The sequence below is a fragment of the Euryhalocaulis sp. genome (genome assembly GCF_013911995.1).
Classification (GTDB): domain Bacteria; phylum Pseudomonadota; class Alphaproteobacteria; order Caulobacterales; family Maricaulaceae; genus Euryhalocaulis; species Euryhalocaulis caribicus.
Map to the genome: position 1 here is coordinate 24,465 of NZ_JACESD010000024.1, position 18,554 is coordinate 43,018.

Here is an 18,554-nt window from a genome sequence, read left to right on the forward strand (position 1 = left end):
TTTATAGCAGCTTATTCCCGCCCAGAAGGACTATTATGAGCGCAGAATTCGCCACCGAACTCGCTTTGCCCGGATTCATGAAGCTCAAGCCGCCGGCTTTTGAAGATTCGCGCGGATGGTTTTCCGAGCTGTTCTCCGAACGTCGGATGGAAGAGGCGGGGCTGCCCGCCCGTTTCGTTCAGGATAACTGGTCGGTTTCCAATAATCGCGGGACGCTGCGCGGGTTTCACTATCAGGCGCCGCCGATGGCGCAGGGCAAGATGATCTGGGTGGTGTCCGGAGCGGTGCTGGATGTCGCGGTCGATCTGCGCCCCGATTCGCCGACCTTCGGGCAGAGCGCGTCCTATGAGCTGCGCGCCGAATCACGCGAGGCGTTGTTCCTGCCCGAACAGTTCGCACACGCCTTTCTCACCCTCGAGGACAACACGACCCTTCTCTACAAGGCGACGGATTTCTATTCGCCCGAACATGAGCGCGGCATCGCCTGGGACGATCCGGTGATCGGGTTCGACTGGCCGGACTGGCTGGAAACGCCGGTGCAGTCGGAGCGCGACACCCAGTGGCCGAAGCTGGACGCCCTGCCGCGGGACTTCGCTTAGGGTCATGGCTCGGAGACTGGCGCTCATCCTTGGAAGCTCCGGCCAGCTGGCGCGGGCGCTGCAGAGCTGCGAGAGCGGGTTTGAGGTAACGGCGCTGGGGCGTCCGGTGCTGGACCTGACCGATCCGCGCAGCGTGCGCGACGCCATCGCCAAGATCGCGCCGGCGCTGGTGATCAACGCCGCCGCCTACACCGCCGTCGACAAGGCGGAAGAGGAGCCGGACGCGGCGTTCGCGGTGAACGAAACAGGCGCGGCGGCCGCGGCCGATGCGGTGGAGAAGGCCGGGGCGGCCTTCGTCCATGTTTCCACGGATTATGTGTTCGATGGCCAGCTGCGCCGGCCCTATACCGAAGAGGACGCGCCGCATCCGGCGGGGGTCTATGGAAAATCCAAATATGCGGGCGAGACCGCCGTCGCCGCGGCGCACCCCGAAGCGGTGATCGTCCGCACGTCGGGCGTGTTTGACGATGAGGGCCGCAATTTCGTGCGCGCCGTCGCCGGCCGCCTGATCGAGGCGGGCGAGGCGAACGTCGTCGCGGACCAGACGCTGAATCCGACCTTCGCGCCGGATCTCGCCGCGGCAATCTTCAAACTGGCCGAGGCGCGTCTGGAGGGCGCGGCGGAGCCGGGCCTGTATCACGCGGCGGGCGCCGGGGATGCGAGCTGGTTCGAAGTGGGCGAGGCGATTGCGGACGAGGTGCGCCGCCTGGGCCATGAAGCGTCGGTTTCGCCGACCACCACCGAGGCCTGGGGCGCGCCGGCGCCGCGGCCGGCGGATTCGCGGCTGGATTGCTCAAAACTGGAAGAGACCGCCGGCATCACCTTGCCAAGTTGGCGGGACTCGATTGCGCGCTGCGTAGCGTCGGTGAAGCCGGGCTAGACCAGATCGTCCCGGTTGCGGGTTTTCAATTCCTCGACCACTTTCTTCACGTCCTGAACCGCGTCGCGGCGGGCGACCAATACGGCGTCGCCGGAGGCCACAACGATAAGATCCTCCACGCCAAGCGCGGCGACCAGCGGACCGTCGCTGCGCACATAGCTGTTCCTGGCGCCAATGGCGATCACGCGGTCCGAATGGGCGGCGAGACCGGCTTCGTCCTTTTCCGCCAGCTCCCACAGCGCCGACCAGGAGCCGATATCGCTCCAGCCGATATCCATGGGAAGGACGGCCGCGCGGCTGGTCTTTTCCATGACCGCATAGTCGATGGAGTCGGACGGGCAGTCGGCGAAGATGGCCGGGTCCAGCGCGATCACGCCGTCGGAACGCAGGGCGGCCTTCAGCGCGGCGGCTGCGGCGTCCAGAATCTCCGGGCACTGGCCGCGCATTTCCTCGGCCAGACGGTCGGCGCGGAACAGGAAGATGCCGGCGTTCCAGGAATACAGGCCTTCTTCCAGATAGCGTTCGGCGGTTTTCCGGTCCGGTTTCTCGACAAACTGGTCGACGGAATAGGCCGCGCCGGATTTTTCGCCGCGGCGGATATAGCCATAGCCGGTCTCCGGCCCGTCCGGGCGGATGCCGAACGTGACCAGCGCGCCGTCCCGCGCCGCGCCGGCCGCGCGCGCCACGGCGGCGCGGAAGCCTTCCGCGTCGCGGATATGATGGTCGGCGGGCAGCAGCAGCATCAGGCCGTCCTCGCCGGTTTCCGCCATCAGGGCGGCGGCCGCGGCGGCGCAGGGCGCGGTGTTGCGGCCCACCGGCTCCAGCACGATGGCGGCCGGGGTGATCCCGACAGCGTCCATCTGCGTGGCGATTTCCTCGCGATGGGCGGCGTTGCAGATGATGATCGGGTCGCCGAACGTCACATCGCCCGTCTCGCCGGAAGCGCGCAGGGCGGTTTCCTGCAGCAGCGTGTGATCGCTCATCAGGGCGCGCAGCTGTTTGGGCCGGGCCTGCCGCGACATCGGCCACAGGCGCGTGCCCGACCCGCCGGACATGATCACCGGCGTGACGACGGTCTTGTCGGTCATGAATCCTCTTTCGCGTTCAGAACCCGGTCGGCTTCGGCGAACGCGCACATCAGGTGGTAAAGCGTGCTGGCGGGAATGGCGTCGGCGGCCGGGCGTCCCTTGGCGTCGAACCGGTCCATCCAGCCGCCCTCGGGCTGCGGCGTCAGATAGACGTCCATGAGGGCGTCCAGCGTCGCCTCCGCTTCCTCGCGCGCCTCGCCGTTGGCGCCGGCCTCGATACGCGCCAGCCGGGCCTTCAGAAGCTCGGTCTGGGGCCAGCAGCGGCGGCTGGCGCGGCGGATTTCGCCCGTTCCGGTCACTTCGTCCCAGAAGAAGCCGCTGTCGCGGTCCATGCCGCGATTGACGGCGTAGTCATAGAGCGCGGCGGCGTGGTCCGCGGTGTCGGCGCCGGTTTCCTGAGCGTAACGGTGCAGCAGCCAGATCCACTCGGCGTGGTGGCCGGGCTCGTACCGGTCGCGGTGGGCGCCGTTGGCGGGACGCCAATCATCCTCGAAATACTCGGTCAGGCGGCCGCTATCGCCGCACATGAAGTGCGTCTCGAACAGCTTGAAAACGTCCAGCGCCCGGTCCAGCCAGCGCTGTTCGCCCGTGGCCTGATAGAGGGCGAGGAAAGCTTCCAGCGCGTGCATGTGCGGATTCTGGCGGCGCGGACCGGCGTGCGGCGCGCCTTCCAGCCAGCCGCCATTCTTCGCGCCCATCGCCTCGTCCAGATAGGCGAGGGTTTCTTCAGCCACGTCCAGAATCTGCGAATCGCCGGTGGCGCGGTACGCCCAGGCGCAGGCCAGAAGGACGAAAGCATGGTCATAGGCGTCGCGGCGCGGATCCTCGATTTTCCCCTCGGGCGTCAGCAGATGAACCCAGCCGGGTTCGCCGTCGGCGCGCCAGCCGCGATCGACCAGATAGTCGAATCCGTTCGCCGCCAGCGTCTTGCCGCCGCTGTCCCATCCAAGGATGGAAGCATGGGAGAAAACATAGATCTGGCGGGCCTGTACGCGCAGGCGCCGGATGGCGTGATAGTCCGGCTCGCCTTGCAGGGTGAGACGTTCGACAAATCCGCCGCGCGCGGGATCAACGCCGCGTTCCCGCCATAGCGGAAGCGCCTTGTCGATCATCCAGTTCTTCGCGCGTGTGGCCGCGGCAGAACTCCGCACCGCCGTCCCCCTTTGATGTATCCCGTCAGGGCCGTTTCTCTAGACCGCGCCCGCCATGCAATCAATGAACCAGCGTAGCTGCGAATAATGATTGGTTAGTGATTGCCCCTATGACGGCGTATCGCTAGGTTCGCGCGCCGGTGGGCGGGATGCGCAGCATTTCGCCCGTTTCGGCTCGCGTGTACGCCAAATCTAAAGGGAACGGACGGCCAGTCATGGATCGGCTCGATAGGCTCGAGGCGCAAAGCGTCTATATTTTCCGCGAAGCATTCAATCGCATCGACAAGATGGCCCTGCTGTGGTCGCTGGGCAAAGACTCGAACGTCATGGTCTGGCTGGCCAAGAAGGCGTTTCTGGGTCACATCCCGTTTCCGGTGATGCACGTCGATACGGGCAAGAAATTTCCCGAAATGTATGAATTCCGCGACCGCTACGCTGAGGAATGGGGTCTGGACTTCATTCGCGAGGAATGTCCGCCGATCGAGGACATCGACGGCGAGGGCCTTGGCCCGGCCGCGCGCTCCGCGGCCCGCAAGACGGCCGGCCTGCGCATGGCGACCCAGAAGCACGGCTTCAACGGTCTGGTCGCCGGCATCCGCCGGGACGAGCAGTCCATGCGCGCCAAGGAACGGGTGTTCTCGCCCCGCGGGCTGGAAGGCAACTGGGATTTCCGCGATCAGCCGCCGGAATTCTGGGACCAGTACAAGACCGATTACCCGGAAGGCACGCATATCCGCATCCATCCGCTGCTGCACTGGACGGAGCTGGATATCTGGGAATACACCAAGCGCGAGGAGATCCCGCTGATCTCCCTGTATTTCTCCAAGAACGGCAAGCGTTACCGCTCGCTGGGCGATCAGGACATCACCAACCCGGTCGATTCCGACGCCTCGACGGTCGAGGAGATCATCCAGGAACTGCGCACGACCAAGGTTTCCGAACGCTCCGGCCGCGCCATGGATCACGAGACCGAAGACGCTTTCGAACGTCTCCGCGAAGGCGGTTACCTCTAGCGCCGGCGCGCGCCCTCTCCATTTACACCGGGTCCGATGACGAAAGACATGCCCATGCCCAAAGACGCTAAAATCCAGGCGGAGGCGGACCGCAACCGCGAGCTTCTGCGCACCGTGATCGTGGGTCACGTGGATCACGGCAAATCGACGCTGGTCGGCCGCCTGTTCCACGACACCGGCTCTCTGCCGGACGGCAAGATGGAAGCGATCACCGAGATGTGCCGCAAGCGCGGCATGCCCTTCGAATGGGCCTTCCTGATGGACGCCATGCAGGCCGAGCGTGATCAGGGCATCACGATCGACACCTCGCAGATCTGGTTCCACACCGAAAAGCGCGACTACACGATCATCGACGCGCCGGGCCATACCGAGTTTCTGAAGAACATGGTCACCGGCGCGGCGCAGGCCGATGCGGCGCTGCTGGTCATCGACGCGGGCGAGGGCGTGCAGGAGCAGTCTCGCCGCCACGGCTATCTTCTGTCCCTGATGGGCGTGCGTCAGGTGGCGGTCGCGGTGAACAAGATGGACCGCGTGGATTACAGCCAGGCCCGGTTCGATGAAATCGAGGCCGAATACCGTCAGTATCTGAACTCCGTCGGGGTCGAGGCGACCTTCGTTGTGCCGGTATCCGCGCGCGAGGGCGACATGATCGCCATGCGCACCGATGGCGACGAAAAAGCCAATATGGACTGGTATGAAGGTCCGACGGTTGTCGAGGCGTTCGACAGCTTCAAGATGCCCGAGCCGCTGTCTCATCAGCCGCTGCGAATGCCGGTTCAGGACGTCTACAAGTTTGACGACCGCCGCATCATCGCCGGGCGCATCGAGTCCGGGAAGCTGCGCGTGGGCGACCGGGTGATGTTCTCTCCGCTGAACAAGTCCTCACGCATCAAGAGCATCGAGACCTGGCCCGACAGCCGCGAGAACCCGACCGCGGCCTCCGCGGGCGAGAGCGTGGGCATCACGCTGGAAGAGCAGATCTTCGTCGAGCGCGGCCAGATCATGAGCCAGGTGGATAATCCTCCCGTGGAGACAGACGTCTTCCGGGCGCGCATCTTCTGGCTCGGCCGCGAGCCGCTGAGCGTCAAGAAAGCCTACAAGATCAAGATCGGCACGCTGCAGGCGAACGCCAAGATCGAGTCGGTGGAGCGCATCGTCGACACCGGGGACCTGTCCAACCGCGAGGCCGAACAGGTCGAGCGCAACCAGGTTGGCGAGGTGATCATCCGCTGCAAGCGCATGATAGCGCTGGACGAGTTCACCGAGAATCCGAACACCGGGCGCTTCGTGATCGTCGATGGCTACGACATCGCCGGCGGCGGCATCATCTCCATGGAGGGCTATCCGGATCAGCGCTCGCTGAGTACGGTGAAGTCCACCAATATCTACAAGGTCACCACCAATGTGGACCGCGCGGCGCGCGAACGCCGCAACCATCACAAGGGCGGGGTGCTGTGGTTCACCGGGCTTTCGGGCGCGGGCAAATCCACCATCGCCGTGGCGCTGGAAAAGGCGCTGTTCGAACGCGGCTACTCCACCTACGTGCTGGACGGCGACAATGTGCGCTACGGGCTGAACGCCAATCTGGGCTTCTCCCCGGAAGACCGGGCGGAGAATATCCGCCGCGTGGGCGAGGTCGCCTCGCTGTTCTCCGACGCCGGCGTGATCGTGCTCTCATCCTTCATTTCCCCGTATCGCTCCGACCGTCAGCGGGCGCGGGATTCGGTGGGCGAGGGCTTCCACGAGATCTATGTCGCGACCCCGCTGGAAGTGTGCGAGGAACGCGATCCCAAGGGCCTCTACAAGAAGGCGCGTTCGGGCGAGATCAAGGACTTCACCGGCGTTTCCGCGCCGTATGAAGAACCGGCCGAGGCCGATTTTACCCTGCGCACCGCCGAGCGCAGCGTCGAGGAATGCGTAGAGGAGCTTCTGGGCTATGTCGGCCACAAATTCGATCTGTGACGCCGACCTGATCAAGGGCCTGGAGCGCATCGCGCTTGAGGCCGGGCGGATCATCCTGGACGTCTATGAGGGCAATTCCCTCGAAGTCGAGCGCAAGGACGACGACTCGCCGGTCACCATCGCCGACCAGCGGGCCGAGGCCTATATCCTGAAAGAGCTGGCCAAGCTGACGCCCGACTGTCCGGTGGTTGCCGAGGAGTCTGTCGAGGCCGGACGCATTCCCGATACGGACGGGGATTTCTTCCTGGTCGATCCGCTGGACGGCACCAAGGAATTCATTCGCGGCGGCGGCGATTTCACGGTGAATATCGGCCTGGTGCGGGACCGCACCCCGGTGATCGGGGTAGTCTATGCGCCGGCCACGAAGAAGCTCTATGTCGGCTGTGGCGATCACGCCAGGACTGGTGAAGTCGATTGCCGCAATCCCGGAGAATATGACCTCAAACCCATGTCCGTGCGCCAGCCGGCCAGCCCGCCGACCGCGGTGGCCAGCCGGTCCCACCGGACGCCCGAGACGGACGATTTTCTAAAGGCGCTGGGCGTAACGGATACGGTCTCCGCCGGGTCGTCCCTGAAATTCTGCCTGGTGGCGGAAGGCGCGGCCGATGTCTATCCGCGGCTGGGCCGCACGATGGAATGGGACACCGCGGCCGGTCACGCCGTGCTGGTCAGCGCGGGCGGATGCGTGACCACGGTGGACGGTCAGCCGCTCAGCTATGACAAGCGCGAGCAGGCGCTGGATTCCGATTTCGCCAATCCGCATTTCATCGCCTATGGATCGCGGTCGCCGATTGCGCCCGCTTGATCGACAGGTTCAGCGGGATCGGTTACCAAGCGCGGCAATCCATCACGCGGCGCAAGGGCCGCGCCTGACAGGAAATCTCGCAGCAAGATGAAAATTCTCGTCACTGGCGCCGCAGGGTTTATCGGCTTCCACGCTTGCCGCGCGCTGATGGCGCGCGGCGCGGAAATCGTGGGCGTGGATGTCATCAATGATTATTACGACCCGGCCCTGAAACAGGCGCGTCTGGCCGAGCTGGGCCGCTCTGACGCCTTCTCCTTCGAAAAGCTGGACCTGGCCGATGCGGAGGCCACGGAGGCGCTGGTCAAGGCGGTGAAGCCCGAGCGGATCCTGCACCTCGCCGCGCAGGCGGGGGTTCGTTACTCGCTGGAAAATCCGCTGGCCTATGGCCGCTCCAACATGATGGGGCATCTGTCGGTGATCGAGGCCGCGCGGCGGGCCGAATGCGTGCGCCACCTTGTCTATGCCTCGTCCAGCTCCGTCTATGGCGAACGCGACGCCGCGCCGTTCTCCGAAGAGGACCGGGTGGACGATCCGGCTTCGCTCTACGCCGCGACCAAGCGGTCCGGCGAGCTGATGAGCAACGCCTATTCCAGCCTTTATGGCCTGACCCAGACGGGGCTGCGCTTCTTCACCGTCTATGGCCCATGGGGCCGGCCGGACATGGCCTACTGGCTGTTCGCCGAAGCCATGATGCGGGACGAGCCGATCCATCTTTTTAATGGGGGCGAGATGGTGCGCGATTTCACCTATATCGACGATGTCATCGATACGCTGGTCCGCGTCGTGGAAGATGCGCCGGAGAGCGGGCGCCACCGCCTGTTCAATATTGGCGGATCACATGCGCGTCCGGTTCTGGAGCTGGTGACCGCGCTGGAAAAAGCCGTCGGCAAGCCGGCGCGGCGCGAAGACCTGCCGCGCCACAAGGGCGACGTGCTGACCACCTCCGCCGATGTGACCCATATCCGCGAGGCTTACGGCTTCGAAAACAAGGTGGCGCTGGAAGACGGGGTGGCGCGTTTCGTTGACTGGCTGAAGGAATGGCGCGCCGCTCAGGACGCGCCGTCCAGCGCATCCGCCAAGGCCTGACGGGCCTCCGCGCCCCATTCGGCATCGTTCAGGGCATAGGCCGCGATGGCGGTCAGGTATCCGATCTTGTTGCCACAATCATATGAGCGGCCCTCATATTTCACGGCGTGGAAGGCCTGCTCCTCCATCAGCCGCGCCATTGCGTCGGTCAGCTGGATTTCGTTGCCCGCGCCGCGCCCCTGCGTCGCCAGAAGCTCAAAGATTTCCGGCTGCAGGATGTAGCGGCCGGTAATGGAGAGGTTGGAGGGCGCGGAATCGACGTCCGGCTTTTCCACCATGCCCTTCATCTTGATGACGCCCTCGGTCCCGCCCTCGGGGTCGATGATGCCGTATTTGTTCACGTCCTCGCGCGCCACTTCCTCCACCGCGATCACGTTGCCACCGCCCGATTGCTCGTAGGCGGCGGTCATCTGCGCCAGACAGGAGGGCGCGGCCTTCACCAGCACGTCCGGCAGCAGGATGGCGAAGGGTTCGTCCCCTATGACGTCGCGGGCGCACCAGATGGCGTGGCCGAGGCCCTTGGGGGCCTGCTGGCGCACGAAGCTCATGGAGCCGGGCTCGGGGATTGAGGCTTCCAGCTCCGCCAGCACGTCGTCCTTGCCCTTGTTCTGGAGCGTGGTTTCCAGCTCATAGGCGCGGTCGAAATAGTCCTCGATCGCGCCCTTGTTACGGCCGGTGACGAAGACCAGATGCTCGATTCCCGCTTCCAGCGCCTCGTCCACCACATACTGGATGGCAGGACGGTCGAAGACCGGCAGCATCTCTTTCGGGATCGACTTGGTTGCGGGCAGGACGCGCGTGCCGAGACCGGCGACGGGCAGGACCGCTTTGCGGACTTTTTTCATTTTATCACTCTTGCTGGGGGCCGTGTCCGGCACAGGGTAAAGCGCGGGGCGGGCTACTCAACCGTTACCGACTTGGCGAGGTTCCGGGGCTGGTCCACATCGGTGCCTTTCTCGACAGCCACGTGATAGGCCAGTAGCTGCACCGGGACGGCGTGAACGATGGGCGCGATCAGGGGATCGGCCTCTGGCGCGGCGATCCCCGCAGGCTCCAGATCGGCGGCTTCCTTCAGGCCCTTTTCATCGGAGATCAGCACCAGGCGCGCGCCGCGCGCCGCGACCTCCTGCATGTTGGAGGCGGTCTTGTCGAACAGCTTGTCGTGCGGGGCGATGACGATGACCGGCGTGCCGTCCTCGATCAGCGCGATGGGGCCGTGCTTCAGCTCGCCGGCGGCGTAACCCTCCGCATGGATATAGCTGATCTCTTTGAGTTTCAGCGCGCCTTCCAGCGCCAGCGGGAAATAGACCCCGCGGCCAAGATACAGCACGTCCCGGGCGCGGGAGAGTTCCTGCGCCATGGCCTGAATATCGGTTTCGCTCTCCAGCGCCTTGTTCATCAAATGCGGCGCGTGCATCAGCGAACGGGCATGGGCGGCGGCCTCGTCTTTCGACAGCGCGCCACGCTGCGCGCCCGCCGCCACGGCCAGCGCGGCCAGCGCGGCCAGCTGGCAGGTGAAGGCCTTGGTGGAGGCGACGCCGATCTCCGGCCCCGCCAGGGTGGGCAGGACGATGTCCGCCTCCCGCGCGATGGAGGATTCGGGCACGTTCACCAGCGCCGCGGTGGTCAGGCCCGCCTCCTTGCAATAGCGCAGGGCGGCCAGCGTATCGGCGGTCTCGCCCGACTGGCTGATGAACAGGGCCAGCGCGCCGGTGTCCAGCGCCGGTTCGCGGTAGCGGAACTCGGAGGCGATATCGACCTCGACGGGAAGCTTCGCCACCTGCTCGAACCAGTAGCGGGCGATCTCGCCGGCGAAGCTGGCCGTGCCGCAGGCCGTGATAAGGACGCGGCTATATTGTGAGAAATCCAGACCGTCGCGCAGGCTGATCGTCAGGTCCTCGTTCACATAGGCCGAGAGGGTGCGGGCCACCACCTCCGGCTGTTCGTAGATTTCCTTTTCCATGAAGTGGCGGTGATTGCCCTTCGCCGCCACGGCCTGATTGGCTTCCAGCAGCGCGACAGGGCGCGTCACTTCCTGATTGTTCTCGTCATAGACGGTTGCGCCGGCGCGCGTGGCGACCGCCCAGTCGCCCTCTTTCAGATAGATCACGCGGCGGGTCAGCGGGCCGACGGCCATGGCGTCCGAGCCCAGATAGGTTTCCCCGTCGCCCAGCCCGACGACCAGCGGAGAGCCGCGCCGGGCGCCGATCAGAAGGTCATCCTCGCCATCGAACAGGAAGACCAGCGCAAAGGCTCCCTCCAGCCGCGACAGCGCGCCCTGCACGGCTTCGCGGGGCGTCATTCCCTCGTCCATCGCCTGGTCGACCAGCACGGCCACCGCTTCGGAATCGGTCTGGGTGACGAAAGTGCGGCCCTTGGCGTGCAGCTCGTCCTTCAACTCCCGGAAATTCTCGATGATGCCGTTATGGATGACCGTGACACGGCCGGCGCGATGGGGATGGGCGTTGGTCTCATTCGGCGCGCCGTGCGTGGCCCAGCGCGTATGGGCGATGCCGATATGGGCGTCGACGGGATCGGCCTCGAATGCGGATTCCAGCGCCTTGATCTTGCCGGCGGCGCGCCGGCGCGCGGCCTTGCCGTCGTCCAGTACGGCCAGTCCGGCGGAATCGTAACCGCGGTATTCCAGCCGCCGCAGGCCGTCCAGAAGCCGCTCTGCGACCGGCTTGTCACCGACAATTCCGATAATTCCGCACATTGAACTGATCCCTTTAGCGATTCGTCAGGTCATGGACGCTATAACCCGGCAAAGGTAAATGGCGACCGAGTCATGTTGCCTGCAATTGAATTACGGCGAAAAAAGAGGCGCCAGAATGGAAAAACGCTATTTCGGAACCGACGGCGTGCGCGGCCTGACCAACAAGCCGCCAATGACCGCGGAAACCGCATTGCGCCTCGGCCAGGCGGCGGGGCGCTATTTCCGGCGCGATACGGGCCGCCGCCATTCGGTGGTGATCGGCAAGGATACGCGCCTGTCAGGCTACATGATCGAGACAGCGCTGGTGGCGGGTTTCACCTCGGTCGGGATGGACGTCTTCCAGTTCGGCCCGCTTCCGACGCCGGGCGTGGCGATGATGACGCGCTCGCTCCGCGCTGATCTGGGCGTGATGATTTCCGCCTCGCACAACGCCTATCACGACAACGGCATCAAGCTGTTCGGGCCGGACGCCTACAAGCTGGACGATTCCACGGAGCTGGAAATCGAGAGCCTGATGGATCGCGGGCTGGAGGAAGAACTCGCCCCGGCCGACAAGCTGGGCCGCGCCAAGCGCGTGGATGACGCGCAGGCGCGATATGTGGAGATCGTGAAGGCCACCCTGCCGCGACGCCTGCGCCTGAACGGGCTTCGCGTGGTGGTCGATTGCGCCAATGGCGCGGCCTACAAGGTTGCCCCGGCCGCGCTGTGGGAGCTGGGGGCGGAGGTTATCTCGGTCGGCGTCAGCCCGAACGGTTTCAACATCAATGACGAGGTCGGCTCCACCCATCCCGGCGCGATGGCCGCCAAGGTCAAGGAAATGCGCGCCGATATCGGGCTGGCGCTGGATGGCGACGCCGATCGCATCATCGTCTGTGACGAACACGGGGAGATCGTCGACGGCGACCAGATCCTCGCCCTGATCGCGCGGTCCTGGCACAAGCGCGAGCGCCTCGCCAGGCCCGGCATCGTGGCGACCATCATGTCCAATCTGGGGCTGGAGCGATGCCTGAAAGAGGACGGACTCGCTCTCGAGCGCGTGCAGGTCGGCGACCGCTATGTTGTCGAGAAGATGCGCGCCGACGGTTACAATCTGGGCGGCGAACAGTCCGGCCATGTCGTGCTGTCGGATTTCGCCACCACCGGCGACGGCCTGATGGCGGCGTTGCAGGTGCTGGCCGCGATGGTGGAGGCCGACAAGCCGGCCAGCCAGATACTGCGCCAGTTCGAACCGGCCCCGCAGATCCTGAAGAATGTCCGCTACAAGTCCGGCGCGCCGCTGGAGGCCGATGAAGTGAAAGAGGCGATCCGCGAGGCCGAGGCCGAGCTGGGCGATTCAGGCCGCCTCGTCATCCGCAAATCCGGCACCGAGCCCCTGATCCGCATCATGGCCGAGGGCGACGACGCCCGGAAGGTCGAGAAGATAGTGGATTCGCTCGTCGAAACGGTGGGGCGGGCGGCCTAGAAGTTTAGCCCCACCCGCCGAAATGTTTCGAGAGTTTCAGGCCCTGGGCCTGGTAGTGGGAGCCGCTGGCGCCGTAAACCGCGTCCGCCGGGGCTTCCAGCGCTTCATAGACGAGGCGGGCCGCGGCCTGTCCGTGCTCCAGCATGAAGGGCACATCGCGGCCGCGCACTTCCAGCACGGCGCGGGAGCCTGCGCCGCCGGCGGATTCCCAGCCGAATCCGGGGTCGAAGAAGCCGGCGTAATGGGCGCGGAATTCGCCGATCTCGGTGGCGATGGGGGCCATTTCCGCCGCCTCGTCCGGCGCGACGGAGGCGCTTTCGGCGGAGGCGAGAATATAAAATTCGTCCGGATCCAGAACCATGCGTCCGCCGCGCGCGGGCACGGGCTCCCAGAAATCGGCGGGGTCGTGACCGCCGAGATTCTCAAGATCAATCAGGCCGGAGTGGCGGCGCGCGCGATAGCCGATGACCCCGGATTCGCCGCCCGTCAGGTCTACGCCCAGAGTGATTTCCTTCAGCGGCGCCGGGCTTCCGCGGCGCAGGCGGATCTGCGCCAGACGCGCGCCCGGCCGCACCAGAACCGAGAAGGTGCGCGGGCTGATTTCCAGATAGAGCGGGCCTTGATAGCCGGCGGGCGCGGCGTCGAAGGCCTGCGCGCCGTCGGTGATGACGCGCGTGAACACGTCGATACGGCCGGTGGAGCTTTTCGGATTGGCCGCGCAGGAGACGTCTTCCGGCAGGGCCAGACGCTCGGCCAGCGGGACGAGATAGACGCAGCCCGTCTCCAGAACCGCGCCTTCGCTGAGGTCGATCCGGTGCATGACGATGTCGCCGTTTAGGCGGTCTTCCACCGTGCGTCCCGCGCCGGGCAGGAAACTGGCGCGCAGCCGGTAGGCGGTGCGCCCCAGCCGCAGATCAAGGCTGGCGGGCTGGATCTGGCCCGGCTCGAATCCGTCTGTGGCGGCAAGCGCGCCGCTTTCGATCATCTGGGCCAGGGTCTGGCTGGGGAGTATGCCTGTCATGAAATGGCGCTGTTGTCCCGACTCGCGCTTGGGCGCGTTGTCGAACAGGCTTAAGGTCGAACGGCGCGGGGGATCAAGCGCGCCGCGTGTTTTTCGGGGGAAACCAGCTCAACGTGATGGATGTACGGCCCGTTATGCTGGTGATTGGCGTGCTGCTGTCCGGGCTGGGCGCGGCGATGATGCTGCCGATGCTGGCCGACCTGATCGCCGGGTCGAAGGACTGGCGCGCCTTTGCGACGGGCGGCGGGCTTTCGATGTTCCTGGGCGGCGGGCTGGCGCTGGCAAACTGGGGGCATGGCAAGCGCCTGACCGTGCGCACTGCCTTCCTGCTGGTCTCGCTGACCTGGGTCCTGCTGGCCGCCTTCGGGGCCATTCCCTTCGTGATCAGCGATCTGGGCCTGTCGGTCACCGATGCGTTTTTTGAGTCGACATCGGGCCTGACCACTACCGGGGCCACGATTCTGACCGGGCTTGACGACATGCCGCCGGGCGTCCTGCTGTGGCGGTCCATCCTGCAATGGATGGGCGGCATCGGCATCATTGTCACCGCGCTGGCCGTTCTGCCCATGCTGCGGGTCGGCGGGATGCAGCTGTTCCGCCTCGAATCCTCCGACAAGTCGGAGAAGATCCTGCCCCGCGCCACCCAGATCGCCGCCTTTATCGGCGGCATCTATATCGCCCTGACCATGGCCTGCGCCATTTCCTACTGGGCGACGGGCATGAGTCTGTTCGACGCGGTGTGCCACGCGATGACAACCATCGCCACGGGCGGGTTCTCTACCTCCGACCGCTCCATGGGCGCGTTCATGACCGGCGGGGCGGATATTGTAGGGACGATCTTCATGTTCGCGGGCGGCGTGCCGTTCGTGCTCTATATGATGGCGGCGCGCGGGCGGCCCGACGCCTTCCTGACCGACTCGCAGGTGCGGGTCTATCTGGGCATTTTCCTGACCGTCACGCTGATCCTGACCTTCTATCTGTGGCTGGCGGAAATCCATCAGCCGGTGCGCGGGGTGCGCCTGGCCGCGTTCAACGCCGTGTCGATCATGACCGGAACCGGCTACGCCACGGCCGATTATGCGCTGTGGGGCGGGTTCGCGAACGCCTTCTTTTTCTGCCTGATGTTCATAGGCGGGTGCGCGGGATCGACCTCCTGCAGCATCAAGATTTTCCGCTACCAGATCGCCTTCCTGGCGCTGAAGACCTATGTGCTGGAGATGGCGCGGCCCAACGTGGTGGCGCGGCTGAAATATAATGGCCGCGTGGTGCCGGAGGACACGATCTTCTCGGTCCTCAGCTTTTTCTTCCTGTTTTTCCTGTGCTTTGCCGCGCTGGCCATATTCCTGTCCGCCATCGGGCTGGACCTGGTGACCGCGCTGTCGGGCGCGGCGACCAGCGTTGCCAATGTCGGGCCGGGGCTGGGTACGATCATCGGGCCGGCGGGCACGTTCCAGCCGCTTCCCGACGCGGCAAAATGGGCCATGGCGGCGGGAATGTTCGTCGGCCGGCTGGAGGTCGTGACCGTGCTGGTCCTGCTGTCGCCCGCCTACTGGCGCGGCTGACCGGGGGCCAGTTCCGCCGCGTCGAAGGCGTATTGCGTATTGCAATATTCGCAGGTCGCGCTGACCGCGCCATCCTCCACCATCTCCCCGATTTCCTCTTCGGAGAAGCTGGACAGAAGATTGCGCACGCTGTCGCGGGAGCAGCGGCACTCGAACCGGATGGCTTGCGAATCCATCAGGCGCACGCCGTCCTCATGGAACAGGCGGAACAGCACGCGACCGCCGGAAAGCTCCGGATCGATCAGCTCGTCATCGGCCAGCGTGTCGAACAGGGCGCGGGCCGTGTTCCACGCCTCGCCCGCGTCGCCGCGCGCATCGTCGGCGGCGATCTGCTGGATCATCATGGCGCCGCCGCGCCAGTGCGTGGCTTTGCCCTCGCCCTGCCAGCGACCGATGGCGGACTTGATGCGGGTGGGAATCTGCTCCGACTGGGCGAAATAGGCTTCGGCGGCTTCGGCGATCGTCTCGCCTTCCAGCGGCACAACGCCCTGATAACGGTCCATGTCCGGACCCTGGTCGATGGTCATGGCCATCGTGCCTTCGCCAAGAAGCGCGCCCAGACCCTCCTGAGCCGCCTCGATGGCGGCGTCCACGCGCTCGGGATCCAGCTTCACATAGGCGCGGATCGCCCCGCTGGTGGCGTAATCCGCCACCAGGAAGGACACCGGCCCGTCGCCGCTGGCCTGCAGGATCAGCCGGCCGTCGAATTTCAGCGACGCGCCGATCAGAACCGTGATCAGCACCGCCTCGCCCAGCAGCCGGGCGACCGGCTCCGGGTAGTCGTGGGCGGTGAGAATCTGGTCCAGCGCCGGGCCCATGCGGACCACGCGGCCGCGCACGGGCTGTTTTTCAATCTGGAACGGCGCGACGGTGTCGTCGGTCGCAGCCAGATCGTCCAGTCCGGCGGGGCTGTTGGAACGCGGCGTATCCATGCGGGTCAGTCCGACAGTTTCTCACGCGCTTTGGCGAACGCGCGGTCCAGTTTCTCGACCGCTTCGCGGGCGTGCTTTTCCTCGATGATCAGCGGCGGCGCCATGCGCAGCACATTGTCGCCGGCCGCGCCGACCAGGAGCTTCTCGTCACGCGCCAGCGCGGCGACGTCCTTGTTCACCACGCGCTCGTTCAGCTTCAGGCCCATCAGCAGGCCCTTGCCGCGCACGTCCTCGACCAGGTCGGAATATTCATCGGCCAGCCCGGCCACCTGCTGGCGCAGGAAATTGGACACCTTCACGACGTGGTCCATGAAGCCGTCCTTGGTCAGCTCGTCGATGACCACGTTGCCGACCGCCATGGCCAGCGGATTGCCGCCGAAGGTGGAGCCGTGGGAGCCGATCTGCATCCCGGCCGCCGCGGCGTCGGTCGCAAGGCAGGCGCCCATCGGGAAACCGCCGCCCACGCCCTTTGCGACCGCCATGATGTCCGGCCGCGCATCGTCCGCGCCGGCCCATTCATAGGCGAACAGCTTGCCGGTGCGCCCGGCGCCGCATTGCACCTCGTCATAGATCAGCATCAGGCCGTGTTCGTCGCAGAGATCGCGCAGGGCGCGCAGGAATTCCTCGGGCAGGGCGCGAACGCCGCCTTCGCCCTGCACCGGCTCAACGATGATCGCCGCGGTTTCATCGGAAATCGCTGCTTTCACGGCCTCCAGATCGCCAAATTCCACCTGATCGAAGCCGGGCATGGCGGGGCCGAAGCCTTCGAGATATTTCGGGTTGCCGCCGGCATTGATCGCGCCATAGGTGCGGCCATGGAAAGCGCCGGTGAAGCTGATGATCCGGTAACGCTCGGGATGGCCGTTCACGAACTGGTATTTGCGCGCCGTTTTCAGCGCGCATTCAATCGCCTCGGTTCCCGAATTGGTGAAGAAGACGCGCTCGGCCCAGCCGGTCGCCTTGATGTATTTGTTCGCCAGTTCGACCTGCCCCGGCACGCGGAACATGTTGGAGAGGTGCCACAGCTTGCCGGCCTGCGCCGTCAGCGCCTCGACAGCTTTAGGATGGGCGTGGCCCAGCGCGTTCACCGAGATGCCAGCGATGAAGTCGAGATATTCCTCGTTATCGTCGCTGTAGAGATAGACCCCCTTGCCGTGATCGAAAACGACGGGCGGCGGGGCATAGGTGTCCATAAGGGGGGCGGGCATGAAGCGTCTCCATGTGCGTTAGATCGCGGCGAGCCTCACCACGCTCTTATCGGCGGGTCAAGATCGTCTCTGCGGCCATCGCGCGGCCATCGCGCAGCCTCGCGGGATGACAAGGCGCCTGCAAGACGATTAAGAAGGCGCGCAAACGACGCGGCGACAGGCCAAAGGCGGGCCGCGAACTCCCGGGGGAAGACGTAAGATAATGAGCAACAAGCAGGCAGGCGCGAACGGCAATCAGGAGCGCGGCGGCAAGGTGCCCGCCGTCAAGGGGGCGCAGGCCGCCGTGAAGAACGGCGAACCGGCGCAGGCGGTTCAGATCATCCGCCGGGCGCTGGAGCAGCCCGAAGCCATCCGCAAGGGCGCGTGGGGGCCGCTGGCGCATCTGGCCGGGGACCTTCGCGATTCTGGCGCCGCTGTTCAGTGCGCGATGAAAAATCAGGAAGAGGATCCGCGCGATCTCAACCGGGTCTATCAGCTCTCCCATTACCTGATCGAGTTCGGCCGCGACGAGAAGGCCCTGGAAGTCCTGACCCGGCTTGAAAAGCAGAATCCGGGCTACGCCAAGCTGAAGCTGCGCGCCGCCGTGGCGCTGGCCCATCTGGGCCGGTTCGACGAGGCGCGCGCCAAGCACGAGGAAATCCTGGAGCTGGAGCCGAATTCGGCGGAAAGCTGGTATCAGCTGGCCGTGCTCAAGGGCCTGTCGAAGGATGAAGGCGCCCGGTTCGACCGCTTCATGGACGTCTATCGCGCCGCTGGCGATTCCGATCCCAAGCAGACGGCGCTTTTTGAATTTGCGCTCGGCGTCATGAATGACCGCGCCGGAGACACGGATTCATCGTTCGAGCACTTCTCGAAGGCCAATCGTCTGTTCGCCTCCACCGGCAATTACGATCCCGCCCGGGTGCGTCAGTTCGCGGACGCCTCTCGGCAGGCGCATTCCGCCGAAGCCATGGCGAAAGGGGCGGAGCAGGGGCGCCACGACAGCACGCGCCCGATTTTCGTTGCGGGGACCGCGCGCTCGGGCACGACGCTGCTGGAACGCCTTCTCTCGGCCCATAGCGGGGTTGCG

At 65.5% G+C, this 18,554-nt stretch carries 16 protein-coding genes; 9 read left to right on the forward strand and 7 right to left on the reverse strand.

Annotated features, from left to right (window positions below):
* Positions 1-35 precede the first annotated feature (35 nt).
* Positions 36-599 carry a dTDP-4-dehydrorhamnose 3,5-epimerase gene (gene rfbC, locus H2040_RS08095; RefSeq protein WP_287156658.1) on the forward strand — a complete coding sequence of 188 codons (564 nt, stop codon included), beginning with the start codon at positions 36-38 and terminating at the stop codon, positions 597-599.
* A 4-nt stretch (positions 600-603) separates the two neighbouring features.
* On the forward strand, positions 604-1,479 hold the full coding sequence (gene rfbD / locus H2040_RS08100; protein ID WP_287156659.1) for a dTDP-4-dehydrorhamnose reductase: 876 nt from the start codon (positions 604-606) through the stop codon (positions 1,477-1,479).
* Here rfbD and H2040_RS08105 read toward each other — a convergent pair.
* Both H2040_RS08105 and H2040_RS08110 read right to left on the reverse strand, forming a co-directional pair.
* Positions 1,476-2,567 carry a mannose-1-phosphate guanylyltransferase/mannose-6-phosphate isomerase gene (locus H2040_RS08105; RefSeq protein ID WP_287156661.1) on the reverse strand — a complete coding sequence of 364 codons (1,092 nt, stop codon included), beginning with the start codon at positions 2,565-2,567 and terminating at the stop codon, positions 1,476-1,478. The two genes, rfbD and H2040_RS08105, sit on opposite strands and share 4 nt — an antisense overlap.
* Positions 2,564-3,679 carry an AGE family epimerase/isomerase gene (locus H2040_RS08110; protein ID WP_287156663.1) on the reverse strand — a complete coding sequence of 372 codons (1,116 nt, stop codon included), beginning with the start codon at positions 3,677-3,679 and terminating at the stop codon, positions 2,564-2,566. The genes H2040_RS08105 and H2040_RS08110 overlap by 4 nt, the downstream gene beginning before the upstream one ends.
* A 188-nt stretch (positions 3,680-3,867) precedes the next feature.
* Between H2040_RS08110 and cysD the strand changes: the two genes are divergently transcribed.
* From cysD to H2040_RS08130, 4 genes are all read left to right on the forward strand, one after another.
* Positions 3,868-4,731: a sulfate adenylyltransferase subunit CysD gene (gene cysD, locus H2040_RS08115; protein WP_422110948.1), complete on the forward strand. Its 864-nt coding sequence runs from the start codon at positions 3,868-3,870 to the stop codon at positions 4,729-4,731.
* A 54-nt stretch (positions 4,732-4,785) separates the two neighbouring features.
* Positions 4,786-6,693: an adenylyl-sulfate kinase gene (gene cysC, locus H2040_RS08120; RefSeq protein ID WP_287156666.1), complete on the forward strand. Its 1,908-nt coding sequence runs from the start codon at positions 4,786-4,788 to the stop codon at positions 6,691-6,693.
* Positions 6,668-7,498 carry a 3'(2'),5'-bisphosphate nucleotidase CysQ gene (cysQ, locus tag H2040_RS08125; protein WP_287156667.1) on the forward strand — a complete coding sequence of 277 codons (831 nt, stop codon included), beginning with the start codon at positions 6,668-6,670 and terminating at the stop codon, positions 7,496-7,498. The genes cysC and cysQ overlap by 26 nt, the downstream gene beginning before the upstream one ends.
* 87 nt (positions 7,499-7,585) lie before the next feature.
* Positions 7,586-8,584: an SDR family NAD(P)-dependent oxidoreductase gene (locus H2040_RS08130; RefSeq protein ID WP_287156668.1), complete on the forward strand. Its 999-nt coding sequence runs from the start codon at positions 7,586-7,588 to the stop codon at positions 8,582-8,584.
* Here H2040_RS08130 and galU read toward each other — a convergent pair.
* Positions 8,548-9,429 (reverse strand): UTP--glucose-1-phosphate uridylyltransferase GalU, encoded by an 882-nt coding sequence (gene galU / locus H2040_RS08135; RefSeq protein WP_287156669.1) that lies wholly within the window; start codon positions 9,427-9,429, stop codon positions 8,548-8,550. The two genes, H2040_RS08130 and galU, sit on opposite strands and share 37 nt — an antisense overlap.
* Positions 9,430-9,482: 53 nt before the next feature.
* Positions 9,483-11,300 carry a glutamine--fructose-6-phosphate transaminase (isomerizing) gene (gene glmS, locus H2040_RS08140; RefSeq protein ID WP_287156671.1) on the reverse strand — a complete coding sequence of 606 codons (1,818 nt, stop codon included), beginning with the start codon at positions 11,298-11,300 and terminating at the stop codon, positions 9,483-9,485.
* 115 nt (positions 11,301-11,415) lie between these two features.
* On the opposite strand from glmS, the gene glmM reads away from it, so the two are divergent.
* Entirely contained in the window at positions 11,416-12,762 is a 1,347-nt protein-coding gene (gene glmM / locus H2040_RS08145) for a phosphoglucosamine mutase (RefSeq protein ID WP_287156672.1), read from the forward strand.
* A gap of 4 nt (positions 12,763-12,766) precedes the next feature.
* Here the strand turns inward: glmM and H2040_RS08150 are convergent, their stop codons facing one another.
* Positions 12,767-13,783 (reverse strand): 2'-deoxycytidine 5'-triphosphate deaminase, encoded by a 1,017-nt coding sequence (locus H2040_RS08150; RefSeq protein WP_287156674.1) that lies wholly within the window; start codon positions 13,781-13,783, stop codon positions 12,767-12,769.
* An 86-nt stretch (positions 13,784-13,869) separates the two neighbouring features.
* Between H2040_RS08150 and H2040_RS08155 the strand changes: the two genes are divergently transcribed.
* The gene (locus H2040_RS08155) at positions 13,870-15,345 is read left to right on the forward strand and encodes a TrkH family potassium uptake protein (RefSeq protein ID WP_022698863.1); all 1,476 of its coding nucleotides are present in this window, start codon (positions 13,870-13,872) and stop codon (positions 15,343-15,345) included.
* Here the strand turns inward: H2040_RS08155 and H2040_RS08160 are convergent.
* Positions 15,330-16,277 carry an Hsp33 family molecular chaperone gene (locus tag H2040_RS08160; protein ID WP_287156677.1) on the reverse strand — a complete coding sequence of 316 codons (948 nt, stop codon included), beginning with the start codon at positions 16,275-16,277 and terminating at the stop codon, positions 15,330-15,332. The genes H2040_RS08155 and H2040_RS08160 overlap by 16 nt on opposite strands.
* A gap of 5 nt (positions 16,278-16,282) precedes the next feature.
* A complete protein-coding gene (locus tag H2040_RS08165; RefSeq protein WP_022698861.1) occupies positions 16,283-17,485 on the reverse strand; it encodes an aspartate aminotransferase family protein in 1,203 nt (400 codons plus the stop codon).
* A gap of 202 nt (positions 17,486-17,687) precedes the next feature.
* Here H2040_RS08165 and H2040_RS08170 point away from each other — a divergent pair.
* Positions 17,688-18,554: tetratricopeptide repeat protein (locus tag H2040_RS08170; RefSeq protein ID WP_287156681.1), on the forward strand; the 867-nt coding region annotated here is incomplete at its 3' end.

Excerpts from the sequence above, each read along its gene's own strand:
- glmS (WP_287156671.1), bottom strand. The coding sequence starts at position 11,300 with ATGTGCGGAATTATCGGAATTGTCGGTGACAAGCCGGTCGCAGAGCGG.
- rfbC (WP_287156658.1), top strand. The coding sequence starts at position 36 with ATGAGCGCAGAATTCGCCACCGAACTCGCTTTGCCCGGATTCATGAAG.
- galU (WP_287156669.1), bottom strand. The coding sequence starts at position 9,429 with ATGAAAAAAGTCCGCAAAGCGGTCCTGCCCGTCGCCGGTCTCGGCACG.
- H2040_RS08160 (WP_287156677.1), bottom strand. The coding sequence starts at position 16,277 with ATGGATACGCCGCGTTCCAACAGCCCCGCCGGACTGGACGATCTGGCT.
- H2040_RS08150 (WP_287156674.1), bottom strand. The coding sequence starts at position 13,783 with ATGACAGGCATACTCCCCAGCCAGACCCTGGCCCAGATGATCGAAAGC.
- cysC (WP_287156666.1), top strand. The coding sequence starts at position 4,786 with ATGCCCAAAGACGCTAAAATCCAGGCGGAGGCGGACCGCAACCGCGAG.
- rfbD (WP_287156659.1), top strand. The coding sequence starts at position 604 with ATGGCTCGGAGACTGGCGCTCATCCTTGGAAGCTCCGGCCAGCTGGCG.
- cysD (WP_422110948.1), top strand. The coding sequence starts at position 3,868 with ATGCGCAGCATTTCGCCCGTTTCGGCTCGCGTGTACGCCAAATCTAAA.
- H2040_RS08110 (WP_287156663.1), bottom strand. The coding sequence starts at position 3,679 with ATGATCGACAAGGCGCTTCCGCTATGGCGGGAACGCGGCGTTGATCCC.
- glmM (WP_287156672.1), top strand. The coding sequence starts at position 11,416 with ATGGAAAAACGCTATTTCGGAACCGACGGCGTGCGCGGCCTGACCAAC.
- H2040_RS08130 (WP_287156668.1), top strand. The coding sequence starts at position 7,586 with ATGAAAATTCTCGTCACTGGCGCCGCAGGGTTTATCGGCTTCCACGCT.
- H2040_RS08165 (WP_022698861.1), bottom strand. The coding sequence starts at position 17,485 with ATGCCCGCCCCCCTTATGGACACCTATGCCCCGCCGCCCGTCGTTTTC.
- cysQ (WP_287156667.1), top strand. The coding sequence starts at position 6,668 with ATGTCGGCCACAAATTCGATCTGTGACGCCGACCTGATCAAGGGCCTG.
- H2040_RS08105 (WP_287156661.1), bottom strand. The coding sequence starts at position 2,567 with ATGACCGACAAGACCGTCGTCACGCCGGTGATCATGTCCGGCGGGTCG.